This is a genomic window from Pseudozobellia thermophila, assembly GCF_900141855.1.
GTDB classification, from domain to species: domain Bacteria; phylum Bacteroidota; class Bacteroidia; order Flavobacteriales; family Flavobacteriaceae; genus Pseudozobellia; species Pseudozobellia thermophila.
In genome coordinates, this window is sequence record NZ_FQYU01000002.1 from 1,030,088 (window position 1) to 1,048,691 (window position 18,604).

13 protein-coding genes are annotated in these 18,604 nt (G+C 49.2%); 7 read left to right on the plus strand and 6 right to left on the minus strand.

The genetic code is table 11. The features are described 5' to 3' along the window. Positions 1 to 27: 27 nt before the first annotated feature. The 5 genes from BUB37_RS09430 to BUB37_RS09450 all read right to left on the minus strand — a co-directional run bounded on the left by BUB37_RS09430 (position 28) and on the right by BUB37_RS09450 (position 8,149). Positions 28 to 1,569, minus strand: a complete 1,542-nt coding sequence (locus BUB37_RS09430) for a sulfatase family protein (RefSeq protein WP_170863142.1) — start codon at positions 1,567 to 1,569, stop codon at positions 28 to 30. Between the two features lie 69 nt (positions 1,570 to 1,638). Continuing rightward, entirely contained in the window at positions 1,639 to 3,213 is a 1,575-nt protein-coding gene (locus tag BUB37_RS09435) for an alpha-L-fucosidase (RefSeq protein ID WP_244526783.1), read from the minus strand. Next, positions 3,210 to 4,610, minus strand: coding sequence for a glycoside hydrolase family 28 protein (locus BUB37_RS09440; RefSeq protein WP_072992258.1), 1,401 nt, complete (start codon positions 4,608 to 4,610; stop codon positions 3,210 to 3,212). The genes BUB37_RS09435 and BUB37_RS09440 overlap by 4 nt, the downstream gene beginning before the upstream one ends. A gap of 8 nt (positions 4,611 to 4,618) precedes the next feature. After that, positions 4,619 to 6,235, minus strand: a complete 1,617-nt coding sequence (locus tag BUB37_RS09445) for a sulfatase-like hydrolase/transferase (protein ID WP_244526784.1) — start codon at positions 6,233 to 6,235, stop codon at positions 4,619 to 4,621. Positions 6,236 to 6,586: 351 nt separating this feature from the next. Beyond that, positions 6,587 to 8,149 carry a sulfatase family protein gene (locus BUB37_RS09450; RefSeq protein ID WP_072992280.1) on the minus strand — a complete coding sequence of 521 codons (1,563 nt, stop codon included), beginning with the start codon at positions 8,147 to 8,149 and terminating at the stop codon, positions 6,587 to 6,589. A 297-nt stretch (positions 8,150 to 8,446) separates the two neighbouring features. Between BUB37_RS09450 and BUB37_RS09455 the strand changes: the two genes are divergently transcribed. The 7 genes from BUB37_RS09455 to BUB37_RS09485 all read left to right on the plus strand — a co-directional run bounded on the left by BUB37_RS09455 (position 8,447) and on the right by BUB37_RS09485 (position 16,837). After that, positions 8,447 to 10,015, plus strand: coding sequence for an alpha-L-fucosidase (locus BUB37_RS09455; RefSeq protein ID WP_094766636.1), 1,569 nt, complete (start codon positions 8,447 to 8,449; stop codon positions 10,013 to 10,015). A gap of 96 nt (positions 10,016 to 10,111) precedes the next feature. After that, positions 10,112 to 11,119: a zinc-binding alcohol dehydrogenase family protein gene (locus tag BUB37_RS09460; protein ID WP_072992283.1), complete on the plus strand. Its 1,008-nt coding sequence runs from the start codon at positions 10,112 to 10,114 to the stop codon at positions 11,117 to 11,119. A gap of 100 nt (positions 11,120 to 11,219) precedes the next feature. Further along, positions 11,220 to 12,704: a tagaturonate reductase gene (locus BUB37_RS09465; protein WP_072992288.1), complete on the plus strand. Its 1,485-nt coding sequence runs from the start codon at positions 11,220 to 11,222 to the stop codon at positions 12,702 to 12,704. Further along, positions 12,701 to 14,233, plus strand: a complete 1,533-nt coding sequence (locus BUB37_RS09470) for an alpha-L-fucosidase (RefSeq protein ID WP_094766637.1) — start codon at positions 12,701 to 12,703, stop codon at positions 14,231 to 14,233. Before BUB37_RS09465 ends, BUB37_RS09470 begins: the two co-directional genes overlap by 4 nt. Before the next feature lie 113 nt (positions 14,234 to 14,346). Further along, entirely contained in the window at positions 14,347 to 15,141 is a 795-nt protein-coding gene (locus BUB37_RS09475; protein WP_072992293.1) for an SDR family oxidoreductase, read from the plus strand. Positions 15,142 to 15,162: 21 nt separating this feature from the next. After that, the gene (gene fucP / locus BUB37_RS09480) at positions 15,163 to 16,488 is read left to right on the plus strand and encodes an L-fucose:H+ symporter permease (protein ID WP_072992296.1); all 1,326 of its coding nucleotides are present in this window, start codon (positions 15,163 to 15,165) and stop codon (positions 16,486 to 16,488) included. Positions 16,489 to 16,495: 7 nt separating this feature from the next. Then, a complete protein-coding gene (locus BUB37_RS09485) occupies positions 16,496 to 16,837 on the plus strand; it encodes an L-rhamnose mutarotase (RefSeq protein ID WP_072992299.1) in 342 nt (113 codons plus the stop codon). Positions 16,838 to 16,911: 74 nt separating this feature from the next. Here BUB37_RS09485 and BUB37_RS09490 read toward each other — a convergent pair whose 3' ends face one another. After that, on the minus strand, positions 16,912 to 18,600 hold the full coding sequence (locus BUB37_RS09490; protein ID WP_072992302.1) for a sulfatase family protein: 1,689 nt from the start codon (positions 18,598 to 18,600) through the stop codon (positions 16,912 to 16,914). Positions 18,601 to 18,604 lie beyond the last annotated feature (4 nt).

Below are 18,604 nucleotides of genomic sequence, written 5' to 3' on the forward strand. Positions count from 1 at the left end.
TTCCTAGTATTCCGGTTTTAAGAAGGCTTACTCGTAGTAGTCCCAGAAATTTATTTGGGTACGTTGACCATCGGCAACATCCTTTAATGCGATAGCGGTGTGCTTCATCCCCTCCCGTAATTCGTTTATGGTGGATCGGTATTCGGGGAAGGCAGAGAGGTCTAAGGTTTCCCAAGGGTCTTCGACCACATCGAACAATTGGGTAACCCTCGAACCGGATATGATTTCCCCCTCTCGGGGCCGGGAATCGGGGGCACGAACATATTCTATCAATTTGTACCGTCCTTTTCTATAGGCCCTTTGATGCTGCCTATAGGCATGGTAGGTAAACTCCCTGATTTCTTGCTTTTTCCCGTTGATTACGGGCAACAGGCTTTTCCCGGTTACCGAGCCCGGCCTATCCAACCCGACCACATCCAGGATCGTGGGCATGATATCGTGGATGTACGACAAGGGTTTGATACGTTTGCCCTTAAACTGGGCGGGCAAGGCCCCTCCGGAAAGGATAAAGGGCACGTGAATACCGTCTTCGTCATAAAGGTTCTGTTTGCCCATCAGCCCGTGGTTTCCAATGGCCACGCCTGAATCACCGGCCATTACGATCAATGTGTTTTTGTAAAGGCCTTTGTCTTTTAACTGTTGGATCACCTTGCCGATCTGGGCATCGAGATGGCTTATGGTCGCGTAGTAATCCGACAGGTGTTCCTTGACAACTTCCGGTGTTCTGGGCCAGGGAGCCAATTCTTCGTCGCGTAACACGATATGGCCATTGTCGAAGGGATGTTGCCGGGCATAGGAAGGGGGCAGGTCCATACGGTCCGCGGGATATTTGGCCTTACAATTTTCAGGGGCCTGCCTGGGGTCGTGCGGCACCGGAAAGGCCAAATACATAAAGAAGGGCCTTTTACCCCTATAACCCTCGAGATAGTCGATGGCTCCCCCTGCCAAGACCTCGCTGACGTGGGGGCCGTCTTTTTCCGTTCCGATGGGACCTTTTACCTCGTTTCCCGTCAAGGGCCTTTCGACCACTTTGCCCTCCGCATCGTATTGCAGCAGAAAACAGTTTTCCTTTTTATAGTTCCCATTTTTTTTCCAATGGCTAAAGGGCATCCGAAACTGATCGGTCAGGTAGGCCGGCATGCCCGAGACGAAGGCGCCATCATCGAAAGATCGTGCCAAGGAGGCCATATCGTTGTGCCATTTTCCCACGTGGTAGGTTTGGTAACCGTTCTGAGAGAAAGCTTCCGGCAAGGTGGTATGGGTTTCGGGAATGGTGTGTCCCCTCCCCTCAAGTTCGAACAGGTTTCTTCCCGTCAACAGCATGGCCCTACTGGGCGTACAGGTGGCCCCGGTAAAGGCCCCCATAAGATAGGTCTTTTCGAAAACCACACCGTTTTCGGCCAATTCGTCCAAATTCGGGGTTGCCACGGGTTCACCCATCATGGCGTGGACGGCGCTGTATCTATGGTCGTCGGTATAGATAAGCAATACATTGGGGCAATCGGTCTTCTTCTGGGCATTCAGGGGCATGCCCCCCAATACTTGTACGGCACATATAATAAAGCACACCAACGACTTGTGTCCATTTAAGCACCGATCTAAACGTTTCCCTATCGCACCCATTCCTCCCCTTGGTTTTTAATCCGTAATTATTTTAAAGACAAAGGCATGATCGCCCACCTTCTTTTCGGGCAGTTTGATATGTAGACCGTCCGGGGCGACCTTAAAACCCAAGGGGCCATCGTGGCCCAAAAGCTCAATACGCCGAATGGGTTCGGTAAATACCTTATTGCCCTTCTTCAGAGTCTTTATGAGCAATCGGTTATCGGCAGGCCAGTCGAGGGCAATGGCGTACAACTGTCCGTTCTTGGTCGTAAACCTTATGTCTTTGGATGTGTTGTCCGGATTTTTCTCTTCGCTCAAATGCCCTTCGGTAACCCGGGTTTCGCCCTCCCCGTACACTTTAAAGGGTCGCGTTCCATAAATTGCCTCCCCGTTTGTCTTGAGCCATTGCCCCATTTGCAGCAATCGTTCTTTTACCGGTTCGGGTATCTCCCCATTTGCCTTGGGCGTAATGTTTAAAAGCACGGCCCCGTTCTTGCTTACCACGTCGACCAAAAAGTCGACCAAGCGATTAACCGATTTGTATTTCGGATTTTTGATATGGCTCCATGAGTTCCAGTCGATGGAATCGTCGGTCAACCAGGGAAATTCTTTTTTCTCCTTCATGCGCGAACGCTCCAGGTCCAGTACGGCCGTACCCTTGGCCAGATCATAGAATTTATAGGTAACAACTACCTTTTGGTCTTTCTTGGCCGCTTGATTGTAATAATACCGCAAAAACTCCTTTCTGTAGTCTTCCCCTATGACGTCCATCTTGTTGTCGAACCAGACCAGATCGGGACTATACTTGTCGACGATCTCCTTTAAACGGGCCAGCCACTCGCTGTTGAACGCCTCATCGGCCAGGGGATAATATTTTTCTATTCCTGCATCGATGTCGTGGGTTGAGGGCGGGTATTGAAAATCCCCTTTTTTCATTTTGGGCCCGTAGAGTCCGGCATATTCGGGATTGCTGGCATCGGTAGATTCGTCCCAGGTAGGAAACCATCCCAAAAGCCAATGGCGGTGGTAGGTGGCTATAAATTTCATGCCCCTCTTTCTGATTTCCTCTGACAGTTCGCCCATGATATCCCTTTTCGGCCCCATGTCCTTTGCATCCCACCGGGTAAGATCACTGTCCCACATGGCAAAACCGTCGGCATGTTCGGACACGGGTCCGGCAAACTTGGCCCCGGCCTTTTCAAACAGATCGGCCCACTCGGCAGCATTGAATTTTTCGGCCTTGAACATGGGTATGAAATCTTTATAGCCAAATTCGTTCAAGGGTCCGTAGGTCTTAACGTGATAATCGTAAAACTCACTGGCCTTGCCGTCTTTGGCCTCGGGATTGTCTTTGTTGACATACATCCAATGTGAATACCACTCGTTCTTAAACTCGGGAACCGAATAGGGGCCCCAGTGGCAGTAGATACCGAATTTGGCATCCAGGAACCACTCGGGGGTCTCGTGTTGCCTTAGTGATTCCCAATCGGACGTGTATTCTTGGGCCTGTCCGTTCTGGGCCATTACCAAGGTAAGGCCCAATAGGTGCGAACACCACCGGGTCGCCTTACCCCCGGATTTTCTTTTTTTGTTCAAATACCGTATCATCGATTTCTTATTATTTTTTTTGAGGTGACCGCTTCCCCGTTCAATTCTATATTTCCCAAGCGCTCCCCCGTAACATCACTTAAATGGACCAAGGGCCTTTTATCGCCGTCTAAGACCTTGACCTTAAAATTATCGACGGTCAACCCGTTGACATGCCTAACGAACAGTGCGGAAGCCGGCAAGGTGCCTACCAAACCAAATTCGGGCCACCATCCTTTGAGCACTTCCCGGGTATATTCCGGAATCGTTTTTCGGGCGTCGGCAAGGGTACCACCCCCGCTAATCGTAAATTGGATGTTGCTCAAGGAAATATCCCCGATAGGGTGCCCGGGATATCCGGTTATAAAAAAAGCCGAATTCTTGTCTCCTTTGGAATTATCCACAATGATGTTGTCAAAACTGAAATGGTGCATCGCGGTAAGGGGCTCAAAGGTACCCTCCGGTGTATCGACCGATGCCCGTTGTTGTGCAAAGGTCATGAATACCGGTCTTGGCACGTTTTCCATGACCAAATTGGAGAACACCATGTTCTTCATCCTACCCCCTTCGCATTGCTGGATCTTTAGGCCGGAATCCTGTATATCGGTGAAGGTACAATTGCTGACGGTAACCGACTCGATATCGCCCCGGGACAGCAGTCCGATACGGATCCCGCCCCACTTGGTGGTAAAATGGCAGTTTGAAATGGCGATGTTTTTGGCCGGTTTTTCGGGCAAGGAGACCTGGATGCAAATGCTGTCGTCGCTATTGTCGAAAAAACTATTGGTAACACTGACATGGGTACAACCGTCAAAATCCAAGCCATCGCCATTGGCATTGGCCCTACTGTGGATTTTGATTCCGCTAACACTGATATTTGAGCAATACAACCAAGCGGAGGTCCATGCCGCCGGATTGATCAGGGTAATGTTGTTCAGACGTACATCACTTACGTTCACGAACCTAATCAACATAGGCCTGCCCCCCTTTTCCTTGGTGAAGTTCGAGGTATGGCCGTTCCCATCTATGGTTCCGTAACCTTCGATTGCAATGGACTTTTCGTCTTTGGCGAAAATAAGGCACCTATCCATATGGGGTTCGTTCTTGTACATGTTTTTGTGGGTATCCGTAGCATAGTCCTTTATGAAAGGACTTCCCCTTAAAATGGCCCCGTTTTCCACATGAAGGGTCACAAAGCTTTTTAAATAGAGGGTTCCGACCAGTACGGTCTTACCGGAAGGGATGACCACTTTACCGCCCCCGTTGGCGTGGCATGCATCGATAGCGTCCTGCACCGCCCGGGTATCCAAGGTTTTGCCATCGGCCTTGGCCCCGTAATCCAGAACATTGAATTCCTTGCCAAAGGCAGAAAGCCCAAGGAACAACAGCAACAGGGTAAGGTATCGCCTCAGTTTCATCTATTGGTTTATTTAGGTTGAATCATTACTCCCCTTTCCGCTTCGCTATCGGCCGTATACCTCAACACCATGGGCGGTTCCGTTCCCCTGGCCCTTTTTATTTCCGAAGCCCATACCTTGCGCATCTCTCCCAATTTTTGGGCATAACGGGCATCGGTGGCCAGGTTGGCCGTTTCCTCGGGGTCTTTGGCCAAATGGAACAATTCTTCGTAAACCGGTTCTTCTCCCTGTAGGGGACCTTCGGCAAACGACCGGTACATGGCCAGGTCGATATCGTGTACCTTGTACAGCATACCATTGACGTCTATACCAAGCGCCTTGGCCGCCGCTATTTTCTTTTGGGCGGGGAAGGTCTCGTTCTTGTAGTATCGGATGTATTTCCACTCCTTGTCTTGAACCGCTTCGCACCTGGGGTTCCCAAACTGGGTCGACCACAGGTTCTCCGTGAACACATAATCCCTGACTTCCGCTACCTCGCCAGAAAGTAATTTGGACAAATCCTTACCTTGATAGGTATCAGGAATTGCAATACCCGCCATGGCAAGCATGGTTGGCGCAACATCTATACTTTGTACCAAGGCATCGGTAGTTAATCCCCGGTTTTTCTTTTTCTCCCTAGGATTGTACACTATCATCGGTACATGGGTTGTTTGCTCATAGCAAAAGGCCTTGCCGCCCAAACCGAACTGCCCCATAAACAATCCGTGGTCGGAGGTAAAGATGATTATCGTATTCCTATCCAAGCCCTGCTTTTTCAAGGTAGCCCGCAACTGCCCCACCAAGCGGTCTATACCCGTAAGTGCCTGTAATTGCCTGGTATAACGCTCCTTTAAGGTTTCCGGTTCATCTACATAGTCATATATATCCTGACGGTCGGAGGCCCTATGGATGCTCGGCGGTAGTTTGGGCGTTTTTATATCCTTTTTTGCCACATAGTGCTCGGGTAAGGGCAGGTCTTGATCACGGTACAGGGATTTATAGATTTCATCGTCCGTTTCTCGCTGTTGCATAGACGATGTGCCGTTTCCGTGCGGCAGGTTAAAGCAGACCGAAAGCATAAAAGGCTTGTCCTCGGGGCGCTTGTCCAAAAAGGTAATGGCCCCCTCCAGCTTTTTTTCGTTCGATAGAAAATCGTCGATCCCCTCTTGGATCACCTCGACCTGGGTGTCCGATTTGGCGTCCTTGAATATGCTATGCCTTTCCTTGGGATAGAAGCCCAAGTGGCCATGGCCCGCATACCAATAATCGAAACTTTTTTCCATAAGGCCGCTGGAATACCCGCCCTTGCCCACCGGAACATGGTTTTTTCCCACCCAGCCCGTGTAGTAGCCATTCTCGCGCATGACCATGGGATAGGTGTTTCGCCATCCTTCTTCCGACATGCTTGTCCCCGAATTAAAGTTGATGCCATGGCTTCTTTCAAATTGGGAGGTAAGTATGCTGGCCCGGCTAGGGGTACAGATCGCACTGGTAACGTGGGCATTGGTGAACAATACCCCGTCCTTTGCCAATTGATCTAAATTGGGTGTCTTGACAATAGGGTTCCCGGTACAGCCCATGAGGCCATATTGTTGGTCATCGGTCAGGATAAATACAAAATTCGGACGTTCTTGTGACGCGAGCATTTGACACAAAAACAAAGCGCACCCCCACAACCATTTCCTATATACGTTCATCGCTTTTATCTTTTAGGATACATTTAATTTACTTCTAGCTATTTCGATTCGGCAATGAAAGGAAACCCTATCACCGCCCCCCTTACAAGGTAGGCCTATCCCCCCGCGACATAAAGGCCGGTTACCGACCCTAAAACTAAAGGTTAGCACGAAATCGGTAAAACCTTTAAATCATGTGTGGCACGGATTGAAACATTTGTTGCTGCCAAAAGCATTCAGGTGCGAATTAGGGGGGAATCCACAAAAAAAGCACCTGTTCAGGTGCTCTTTGGACGGTATACATCTACATAGTATTGCAGGTTAATGCAATTCCAATTCCGGAACATCCTCATTTGACTTTCCCCGAAGTTTTTCATAGACTTCGATGAGTTCCTGTAATTTTTCGGGATAGGTTTCCGCCAGGTTTTCTTGCTGGCCCCAATCTTCCTTTATATTATACAATTGATATTCCTCGGCATTGCCCAATTCAATGTTTACCTGCGTATTTATTGCTGCCCCCTTATAGGGTGGGATCAAGGCCCAATCACCCTGGCGCAAGGCCGTTCTTCCCGTAGCTTCGACAATGAGGTTTTCCCTGCCCGTATCCGACTCTCCCAACAAGGCCGGCAAAATATTTTCGCTATCCGGCACATCGGTGGCATCGGTATCGAACATCGCGGCCAAAGAGGCGTACAGATCCAATTGGCAAACCATGGCGTCCGATACCTGTGGTTCGACCTTGCCTTTCCAATATACGATAAAGGGAACGCGCGTACCCGCCTCAAAAAGGCTGTATTTGCCGCCACGAAGGCCACCTGTCGGGGTATGGCTTCCCAGCTTTTCGACCGCCTCGTCGTAATACCCATCGTTCAGTACGGGACCGTTGTCGCTACTAAAGATGATAAGGGTATTCTCCATCAAGCCGTTTTTATCAAGTTCCTTTAGGAATTCCCCGATGACCCAATCGGCCTCAACGATCACATCGCCCCTGGGGCCTAGGCCTGAAGCACCGACAAATCTGGGATGCGGGGTTCGCGGCACATGGGGCTGCTGCAAGGCATAGTAAAGAAAAAAAGGCTCTCCCTTGTGTTCGTTTACATAGGCCTTCGCCTTTTCCAAAAAGTGGTCGGCCATATCGACATCCTTCCATCTTGCCGCCTTGCCGCCCTTCATATACCCAATTCGGGGGATACCGTTGACTATGCTCTGGTTGTGCCCGTGGTGCCATTTCATGGTGGTCAATTCCGGATTGTCCTTCCCGGTAGGTTCCCCCTCAAAATTCTTTTTATAGCTCACCTCGATGGGATCATTGGGGTCCAGATTATCCACTTTACCGTTATCTATATAGACCGTTGGCACCCTATCTTGGGTCGCCGCCAGAATATACGAATAGTCAAATCCCAATTGATTGGGCCCTGGGGCGATCTCTTTGTTCCAATCGACATGGCCATCGCCCAATCCGAGGTGCCATTTCCCGACGATTCCGGTATGGTAGCCGTTCTTCTTCAACAGTTTGGGCAAGGTTGGTTGATCCGTATCTATGATCAAGGGGGCGGTACCCGGTAAGATTCGTGCTTCTTTTCTGCGCCATGGGTATTGCCCTGTTAGCAATGCATACCTACTGGGCGTACATGTGGCCGAAGTTGCATAGCCCGATGTGAACCTAATGCCGCCCTCGGCCAGTTTATCGATGTTCGGGGTTTTTAATTCCGTGGCCCCATAGGCCCCGATATCGCCATACCCCAGGTCGTCCATATAGATCACCACGATATTGGGTCTTTGTACCGCTTCTTCCCCGACCTCCTTTTCCTTGGGCTTTGGCTTACAGGAAAGACCTACGGCCAATACGGAAACCAACAGGTGTTTTAAAAGTCCTCTTTTCATATATAAAGTTATTTAATCTCCGGTTGCCATATAAGTGTTCGTCAAAATAGGGACACCGATCGGTCCCCCGTCTATATGTGTGCGCAAAAAGAAATTTTTATGCCACTGAACTAGGTAGGACAGAGGCATAAAAACGTAAAGCAGGTGTATTTCCACCAAAGAAATACATATTCAACCTAATATAAAACGGGTATGACCATTTGTTGCAATCATAAAAACATCTGTTGTTAAGGTCGTTGTCCAAATAGTTGAATTTAGCCCCGTACAAAATTGTCAATACCGTTCAAGAAACTACAAATGATTAAACAAATTAAAATGTTATCGACCCTGCCTTTGCTTTTTGGTATTTATTTGGGTATAGCACAAGAGGTATCTGGTCAGGGTCATTTAAAAAAGTCCCCCAAATTCGAACCCAACTGGGAGTCGATCAAAGCCCATTACAAAGATCCCGAATGGTTCAACGACCAAAAGTTCGGCATTTTCATACATTGGGGGGCCTATGCCGTTCCCGCTTTTGGTTCGGAATGGTATCCACGACAGATGTATATGGATACGGCCACGTTCTCGGCCCAGTTAAAACTGGAAAAACTGGGTCCCAACGAGACCTACCTCCACCACAAACAAAAATATGGGGACCAAAAAAAATTCGGCTACAAAGACTTTATCCCGATGTTCAAGGCGGAAAAGTTCAACGCCAAAAAATGGATAAACCTCTTTAAAAAATCGGGGGCCCGATATGTAATTCCCGTAGCGGACCACCACGATGGCTTTGCCATGTACAAAAGCAACACCACCCGATGGAACGCCGCCGAGATGGGACCTAAAAAAGACATTTTGGGCGAACTCTTTACGGAAGGCAGAAAGCAAGGCCTTATCATGGGCGCCTCGTCACACTATGCCTTTAACTGGTCGTTTTACAATAAAAAAGACCATTTCGACACCACCGACCCCGCCTATTCCGACCTGTATTCGGAAAAGGGAAAGGACCTTACCGAGCCGGTTTCCGAAGCCTTTAAGCAAAAGTGGTGGAAGCGTACCAAGGACCTTATCGACAATTACCAACCTGATATTTTATGGTTCGATTTCTATCTGGACATCCCCGATTTTGCCGAATATCGCCCGAAATTGGCCGCTTATTACTATAACAAAGGCATCGAATGGGGCAAGGAAGTGGTGATCAACGACAAGAATTTCAACCACGAAGCCTTTCCCGAAGGCACCGTAATCTACGATTTGGAACGGGGAAAACTACCCGGTATCCGAAAACTGCCTTGGCAAACCGATACCTCTATCGGCAAAAATTCGTGGGGCTATGTTACCAACTGGCAGTCGAAAACCGCCAACGAGCTTGTCGATGACCTGGTCGATATTGTTTCCAAGAACGGAAACCTGTTATTGAACATCGGGCCAAAGGCCGACGGTACCATCCCAAAAGACCAGCAAAAAATACTCTTGCAAATAGGAAAATGGTTAAAGACCAACGGTAGTGCCATTTACGGCACCGAATACTGGAGCGTGTTCGGGGAAGGACCGACCGAAGTCAAAAAAGGACACCACTCCGAAGGGGGCAACAAGGGCTTTACCTCAAAAGACATACGTTTTACCAAAAAGGGCAACAAGCTATACGCCATATTGCTCGAATGGCCTGAAAACGGCTCGGTTCTGATCAAATCGTTGGCAACGGGACAGGATATTACCAAAGACTTGAGAATTGAGACCGTCAAGTTGTTGGAAAGCAACAAAAACCTTGGTTTTGAACAGAACGAAAAAGGCTTGTTCATTGAAGACCTGGGAAAGAGAAAGGGCGATTTTGCACATTGTATAGAGATTACAATGAAGGACCCCATTATCACGATCAACCCTTGAGATGAGGAGTTAATTTAAGTTAGTTTTGAGTTAGTTTTAAGACGGCGCATGCCTTGACCGGTATGCGCCTTAACTTCTCCCATAACCATAGAATACATGAAATATATCGTTTGCGAGACCCCCGGCCAGTTTCAATCAAAGGAAAAGGAAGTTCCCAAGGCCGATATCGGGGAAGCCTTGTTACAAATAAAACGCATAGGTATTTGCGGAACCGATTTGCACGCCTATGCGGGCAACCAGGCCTTTTTTACCTATCCCAGGATATTGGGGCATGAATTGGCCGCCGAAATACTGGAAATAGGTCCTAACGAAAAAGGCCTTGAAGCAGGAGACAAGGTGGTGGTAATGCCCTATATCAGTTGTAAGAAGTGCATCGCCTGCAGAAACGGAAAGACCAATTGCTGTACGAACATCAAGGTACTGGGCGTGCATACCGACGGGGGCATGCAAGAGGTCGTAGCCCTCCCTGTCGACCTGCTACTGCCGGCCAACGACCTGACTTTCGAGGAAATGGCCATCGTAGAACCCCTTGCTATCGGTGCCCATGCCGTAAGACGTGCGCAATTGCAAAAAGGGGAGACCATAGCCGTGATCGGGTGCGGCCCCATAGGTATCGGTATAATGAAATTGGCCCAATTGCAAGGGGCAAAGGTCATTGCCATAGACGTAAACGAAGAGCGTCTGGCCTACGCCAAAAACAAGATCGGGGTAGACCATACGGTGACCGCCACTCAAGATGCGGCCGAAAAGGTCGCAAAAATAACCGATGGCGACCTGGCCACGGCGGTTTTCGATGCCACGGGCAACAAGTTCGCGTTGGAAAGCGGACCTGATTATATGGCCCATGGCGGCAGGTATGTCTTGGTGGGACTCTCGAAAGGGGAGCTCCACTTTAGCCACCCGGCCATACACGCCAAGGAAACGACCCTATTGTGCAGTCGCAACGCAACCTTGGAAGATTTTGAAAAGGTGATGGAAACCTTGCCGAAATTCCCGACGGACTCGTTTATCACCCATACCGTACCATTTGATGAAATGACGGCCCATTTCGACTCCTGGCTTCAACCGGAAACCGGGGTAATCAAGGCCATGGTCGAATTATAAACCGGAATAGCATCACAATGGCGGGCAGTAAAAAAAGGTCAGGTATCCAAGGGCACCCGTCGATAGTACCCAGTAACAACGTGGATCTCATTATAAACAAATGGAGTATTTAAACAGAAGCGCAATTGGTCACATAGAACCCAGGCCGGTCAAAATCCTACAATTTGGAGGAGGTAACTTTTTGCGGGCCTTTGTAGACCAGATTGTGCAAGATGTAAACGAAAAGACCGATTTTAACGCTGGGGTCGCCTTAGTAAAGCCCACCGAAAGAGGCGATTACAAGGAATTGAAATCGCAGGACGGCCTGTTTTCGGTAGAATTGGAAGGTATGCAAAAAGGGAGGTTTCTTCGCAAGCTTCAAATAATCGACTGCGTACAACAAGTGATCAACCCCTATACCGAATGGAATGCGTACATAAACTTGGCCAAAAACCCCGACCTGCGTTTTATCATCAGCAATACCACGGAGGCGGGTATACAATTCAACCCCGGGGATAGGGCCGAAGATAGGCCGCCAAAAGAATTTCCGGCCAAACTCGCCCTGTGGCTTTTGGAGCGGTACCGTCATTTTAAGGGCGCCCATGACAAAGGTTGCATCCTACTGCCCTGTGAATTGATCGAGGACAACGGAACCGCCCTTAAACGAACCGTTCTCCAGTATGCCGATCACTGGGGCACGCCGGATGGATTCAAGACATGGATAGACCAAAGCAATACGTTTTGCAATACCCTGGTAGACCGGATCGTTTCCGGTTTTCCCAAGCACAAAATCGATACGATAGAGCAAGAATTGGGCTATAAGGACCAGCTGGCCGTCAGCGGCGAACTGTACCTAAATTGGCTTATAGAAGGTCCGGAAAGCATTTTGGGGGAATTCCCCTTTAATCAAACCGATCTAAACATTGACCTGGTAAACCAGCTTGCCCCCTACCGCAATTTGAAAGTCAGGGTTCTCAACGGGGCGCATACGGCCATGGTACCCATCGGCTATCTTTTGGGCCATCGATTGGTCAAGGAAGTCATGGCCGACAAGGAAACGGAAGCCTTCGTCTCCAACCTGCTTCAAAACGAAGTGGTTCCTACCTTGGATCTGCCCCACGCCTATATCGATACTTTCGTGGCCGATGTATTGGATCGTTTCAAAAACCCATCGTTGGACCATAAACTGCTGAGCATCGCCTTAAACAGCACCTCCAAATTCCGCACCCGCCTGCTCCCCACGCTAAAGGACAATTTGGCCTCCTCAGAAGGTATGCCACAGCATATTATCCTGGCTTTTGCCGCCCTGCTGCGCATGTACGAGGGAGTAGACCTGCAAGGAAAGAAAATCGATTTAAATGACGACCCTTGCGTCCTTGCCTTTTTTAAGGAAAAATGGGACCACTACCGAAAAAATGGCGACATTTTAGAGCTTACACAGTCCCTGTTGGGCAATACGGACATTTGGCAAGAGAACCTAAACCGTATCCCCTACCTAACGCAATCGACCGCTTCCTTCCTCGAGTCCATTGAAACCACAGGGCTCTCGGCCCTAGTCCGTAACGTGTCCGCGGATATCCAAAACGTAAAACCCAATAGCCTATGAAAGCAACAAGCGCCCTATTCTGTGCCTTTTTGGCCTTGGCCTTCGCCTGTAAGGACCAACCGCAAACCACCGCCGAAAAACCAAAACAAGAAGAAACGACACCCAAAACCTACGAAGAGGACTGGGCTTCCCTAGGGAAACATCAAGAAGCACCACAATGGTTCAAGGATGCCAAATTGGGCATCTATTTCCACTGGGGCCTTTATTCCGTTCCCGCCTATGGCAGTGAATGGTACCCCCGGTGGATGCACTTTAAAGACCATAAGGTGTACAAACATCACGTAGAAAAGTACGGGGAGCCTTCCGAATTTGGATATCACGATTTTGCCCCTATGTTTACAGCGGAACATTTCAATGCCGGGGAATGGGCCAAACTCTTCAAGGCCGCAGGTGCAAAATTCGCCGGTCCCGTCGCCGAACATCACGATGGATTTGCCATGTGGGACAGTAAACTTACCCCTTGGGACGTTATGGACACAGGACCTAAAAAAGATATTACCGGTCTCCTGGAAAAAGCCATCAGGGCCGAGGGCATGAAATTGATTACCACCTTTCATCATTCCAAAAACCTGCAACGCAGCACCGAAATCGGCAAACAGGTAGAGAATAGCCACTTTCCTTATTTTGAAAACATGCCCCCCTCCTCCCCCGATCCCGAGTTACAGTTGATGTACGGGAACATGGATCCCGAAAAATGGTATAGGGATATCTGGACGGGCAAATTGAAGGAGGTCATCGACAATTACCATCCCGATATTATCTGGTTCGATTATGTCTTGGGCGATATCCCCGAAAAGTACCGGAAAGAATTCGCTGCCTATTACTTGAACGCGGCACAGGCCAAGGGCCAAGAGGTGGTAATTGTACGAAAGCAGCACGACTTGCCCCAGAACCTCAGCATTGAGGATCTAGAGCAGTCACGGAAGAACCAAATTGGCACAAAGACCTGGATGACCGACGCCACCATTAGCGATGGCAGCTGGGGCTATACCGAAAACCTCGGGGTAAAGGAAGCCAAGGATGTACTTCATATGCTGATCGACATCACCAGTAAAAACGGTGTGTTGCTCCTAAACATATCGCCCAAGGCCGATGGGACCATTCCCGATAACCAAAGACAGGCCCTGTTGGAAATTGGAAGATGGCTGCATACCTACGGCGACGCCATATACGGAACGGAAGCCTGGTATACCTTCGGCGAAGGCCCCACCAAAGAACCCGAAGGGCACTTTAAGAACCATAAGGCCTTTATGAAGCTCAAATATTCCAATAAAGACATCAGGTATACCACCAAGGATTATGACATCAATGCCATCGTACTCGGTCCCTTGGAAAGTGACAGTGAACTTGTACTCAAGGCCTTCGCCGAGGAGCAGATCAAGGACGGTGTAAGTATCACCAAGGTGTCGGTTTTGGGAAGCGATGAAGAAATCACCTGGAAATTGACCGAGGAAGGCCTGGTGATCCATACGCCAAAAACAAGTCCGGAAACCATGGCCAACGTAATCAAGGTGACCATCGAACAATAGGCCGGGGCATTTTTGTGTCCGGTTTTTAAGTGCCGGGTGCCCCATAGGTGCTGAGCCCGTGGTTTCAGCCCGGCCGAACGGAAAAGAGGCAATAACCCCCAATAGATAAAAAAATGGATTTACAACTTACGAATAAGATAGTAGTGGTTACCGGAGCGGCCGGGCTGCGCGGTAGTATTGGCCACACCCTAGTGGAAGAACTGGCGAAGGAAGGGGCCGTTCCCGTCATCGTATGCCGGAACGACCGAGGTTTCGAATACGAAAAGGAGCTCCAAGGACAAGGATGCGACGCCCTCTTCGTCAAAACCGACCTGACCGATGTACGGCAAATAGAACAGGCGGTAAGGACCATTGCCGATAAATACGGCGGGATCGATGTATTGATCAATAACGTTGGGGTAAACGACGGGGTCGGACTCGAAGATTCCATAGACCAGTTCATGTGGTCACTGCAATTGAACCTCGTGAGCTTTTTTGCCATGACCAAATTCTGCCTGCCCTACCTCAAGAAAAGTAAGGGCAACATCATGAACGTGGGCTCGAAGGTAGCGCTCACCGGTCAGGGCGGCACCTCGGGCTATGCGGCGGCAAAAGGTGGCGTTCTCGGACTTACACGGGAGTGGGCCGTCGATTTGATACCCTATGGCATCCGGTCCAATGCCTTGATCATAGCGGAAAGCTATACCCCTGCCTACGAAAATTGGATCAACACATTGGAGAACGGTCAAGAGAAACTGGATTCTATCAAAAGAAGCATTCCCTTACACAATCGAATGACAACGCCCAAGGAAATTGCCGATGCCATTTTATTTGCCATTTCGGAACGTTCGTCGCACACCACCGGACAATTTATTACCGTAGACGGCGGCTACGTGCATTTAGACCGGGCCTTGCTTTCTGAAAAATAATGAACCCAAAAGCCATATACCATGCATACCGACCAGTCTAGCCCCATAGTGGCCAAACATGTATTGATCCCCTTTGTATTGATTACCTCCCTATTCGCCCTTTGGGGCCTGGCCAACGATATGACCAACCCCATGGTCAGGGCCTTCCAAAAAGTATTGGAATTAAGCAATACCCAAGCCTCCCTGGTGCAATTGGCCTTCTATGGAGGATATTTTACCATGGCCATTCCCGCTGCCCTTTTTGTAAACAGGTTCTCTTATAAAAAAGGGGTGCTTTTAGGGCTGGCCCTATACGCCATTGGTGCACTGCTCTTCTACCCTGCCGCGGCAAGGGAAAGTTATCCCTTTTTCTTGGCGGCCCTTTACATCTTGACCTTCGGGTTGGCATTTTTGGAAACGACGGCCAACCCCTACATCCTCTCGATGGGCGACGAGGCGACCGCGACAAGAAGGTTGAATTTTGCCCAAATGTTCAACCCCATGGGCTCTATTTTGGGCCTGTTGATCGCCCAGAACTTTGTGTTGGACGCCCTACAGTCGGACGATACCAGCCCGGGAGGAGTGCCCATTTACGATACCTTGTCGGAAAGTGCCAAGGCTGCCGTACGCACCTCCGACCTCGAGATCATTAGAAATCCGTACGTACTGTTGGGAGGCGTCGTCTTGCTTTTCCTTATCGTTATTGCGGTGATGAAAATGCCCCAAAACAAAAGCCAAGAATCAAAGGTGAACTTTTCCGATGCGGTAAAGCGCCTGTGGAAACAGCCTAAGTTTTCCTTCGGTGTCATTGCACAGGCCTTCTACGTAGGAGCCCAAATCATGTGCTGGACCTACGTCTACCAATATGCCGAAACCTTGGGCATAGACGCCAAATCTGCCGTCTGGTACGGTTTGGCCGGCTATATCGTGTTCTTGACGGGCAGAACGGTCGGAACCGCCCTGATGGCCAAGATCGACTCCGGAAAACTTTTAATGTTCTTTGGGCTTGGGGGAATGGCCACCGTGTTGGGAGCCATTTTTCTACCCGGGATGTTGGGCATCTACTCCTTGGTGGCAACCTCGTTTTTCATGTCCATCATGTTCCCCACCATTTACGGAATAGCCTTGGAGGGCCAAGGGGAGGATGCCAAGTTCGGTGCGGCCTTTTTGGTAATGGCCATTGTCGGTGGGGCCCTGCTCCCCTATATACAGGGTTATATGCTTGATTTTGGGGGTACGGGTTACGAGGATACGACCATTGCCGGGGTTACAGAAATGCGCTTTTCCTTTATCCCCTCCCTGATCTGTTTAGGTGTCGTGGCACTTTACGGAAATTTCGTGTATTCAAAGTTTCACAAACAAGCATAAACCAAGTATGAAGACGTACAGACATTGTTTTGCCTGTGATTTAAAGGACGACCCGGAGCTTATTGCCAAATACAAGGCATACCATGCCCCGGGCAATGCGTGGCCCGAAATCACCAAAAGCATCAAGGATGCGGGCATTGTAGACATGCAGATCTACCTGACCGGTAACCGCATGTTCATGATCATGGAAGTTGACGAGACCTTTGACCCCCAAAAAAAAGCGCAAATGGATGCCGACAACCCCAAGGTACGGGAATGGGAACAGCTGATGTGGGATTTTCAGCAAGCGCTCCCCTGGGCCAAGGAGGGTGAAAAATGGGTCGCCTTGGAGCAGATTTTTCAACTATGACCCTCCCCCCTTCCGAATAAAGGAAAAGCCAACTGTTCAAGTTGGCTTTTCCTTTTTGTATCACTATTTCTACTTTAATCGTTCCAATGGGCATCGATTACCTTTTGTATGTGCGGATAGTTTTTGTCGGTCTCGTCCAATTCTTCCCTTACCCTGATCAATTCTTTCTTTAATTGGGCGATGACCTCTTGGTAAGCCGGATCTTTGTAGGCATTGTTCATCTCCTTGGGATCCTTCTTCAAGTCATAGAATTCCCAGGCAACCGGGGTTTTACGGGTAAAATCGTTCCCCCAACTGGCCTTGTTGTATTCCGCATTCGGGTCATCGGTATCTACCCAATACCTTCCGTAGAAGAAAATGAGCTTATAATCCTTGGTACGGATGCCGAAATGGGCCGGGTTCCCGTGTCGGTGGGCCATATGCATCCAATACCTGTAATAGGTCGATTTGGGCCAATCTTCGGGCTCCTTACCGGTTTCCAAAATGGTCTTAAAGCTTTTTCCCTGCATGTAGTCGGGCGCCGTACCTCCTGCCATTTCGATCAAGGTCGGGGCAAAATCGGTATTGTTTATGATCGCATCGGACCGTGAACCGGGTTTGATTTTTTTGGGATAGCGTACAAAGAAGGGCATGCGCATCGACTCATCGTACATCCATCTTTTATCGATGTAATCGTGCTCGCCCAACATAAAGCCTTGGTCGCCGGTATATACGATAATCGTATTGTCGTACAGATCGTTTTCCTTTAAGTAGTCCAACAATCGCTTTATGTTATCGTCGACCCCTTTTACGCAGCGCAGATATCGCTTTAAATAATCTTGGTATACCTGGCTCGCTATTTTTTTCTCCTCTTCATTGTATTTCCACGCCACGTGTTCATCGGTGCCAATGGTCGAGGCATCCCTATACTGCTTGTAAATACTGCTATCTTGATAGATATTCATGGCCTGGTTACGAATGAGGTTTCGCCTTGATACCGACGAGCCAATGATCCGTGTAAGCGAATCGTTCGCCCCCCGGGTCGCGATCGAACCGTTGTTTTTGTTGTCGTATAGACTTTCGGGTTCGGGAATAAAGGTATCGGCCAGATAATCGTCGTAACGGGGCGCATTCTCGAAATCGTCATGTGGTGCCTTGTAATGGTGCATCAAAAAGAAAGGCTTGCTCTTATCGCGCTTGTTTTTCAACCAATCCAGGGTAATGTCGGTAATGACATCGGTACTATGCCCTTTGGTCTTTACCACATTGTTGGGCCATTCTTCCCCGCCCCTCACCCTAAAATCGGGGTCGAAGTACTTTCCCTGTACGGGGAGTACTTGGTAGTAATCGAAGGCGGCAGGTTCTTCGTGCAAATGCCACTTGCCGATAATGGCGGTCTGGTAGCCCAACTTCTTCATTTCCTTGGGCAAATATTGCCTATCCGGGGGCAATACGCCTTCCAGGTCCAGCACGCCGTTACGTTGGGAATGTTGCCCGGTAATAATGGCCGCCCTACTGGGTACACAGATGGCATTGTTCACAAAAACGTTTTCCATCAACATGCCCTCATTGGCCAATTGATCCAGATTAGGGGTAGGGTCAAGCGCCGCCAAACGACTTCCATAAACCCCCAGGCCCTGGGTGGTATGATCATCTGACATGATAAAAATAATATTGGGTTTTTCGGTCGGGCCTTGGCCAGTTTCCTTGTTTTCCTGCTTACAGGAGGCGAGCATCGACAAGGCAAAAACCCAAGCGAGTCGGGTACTACTGAACTTGATCATTTTT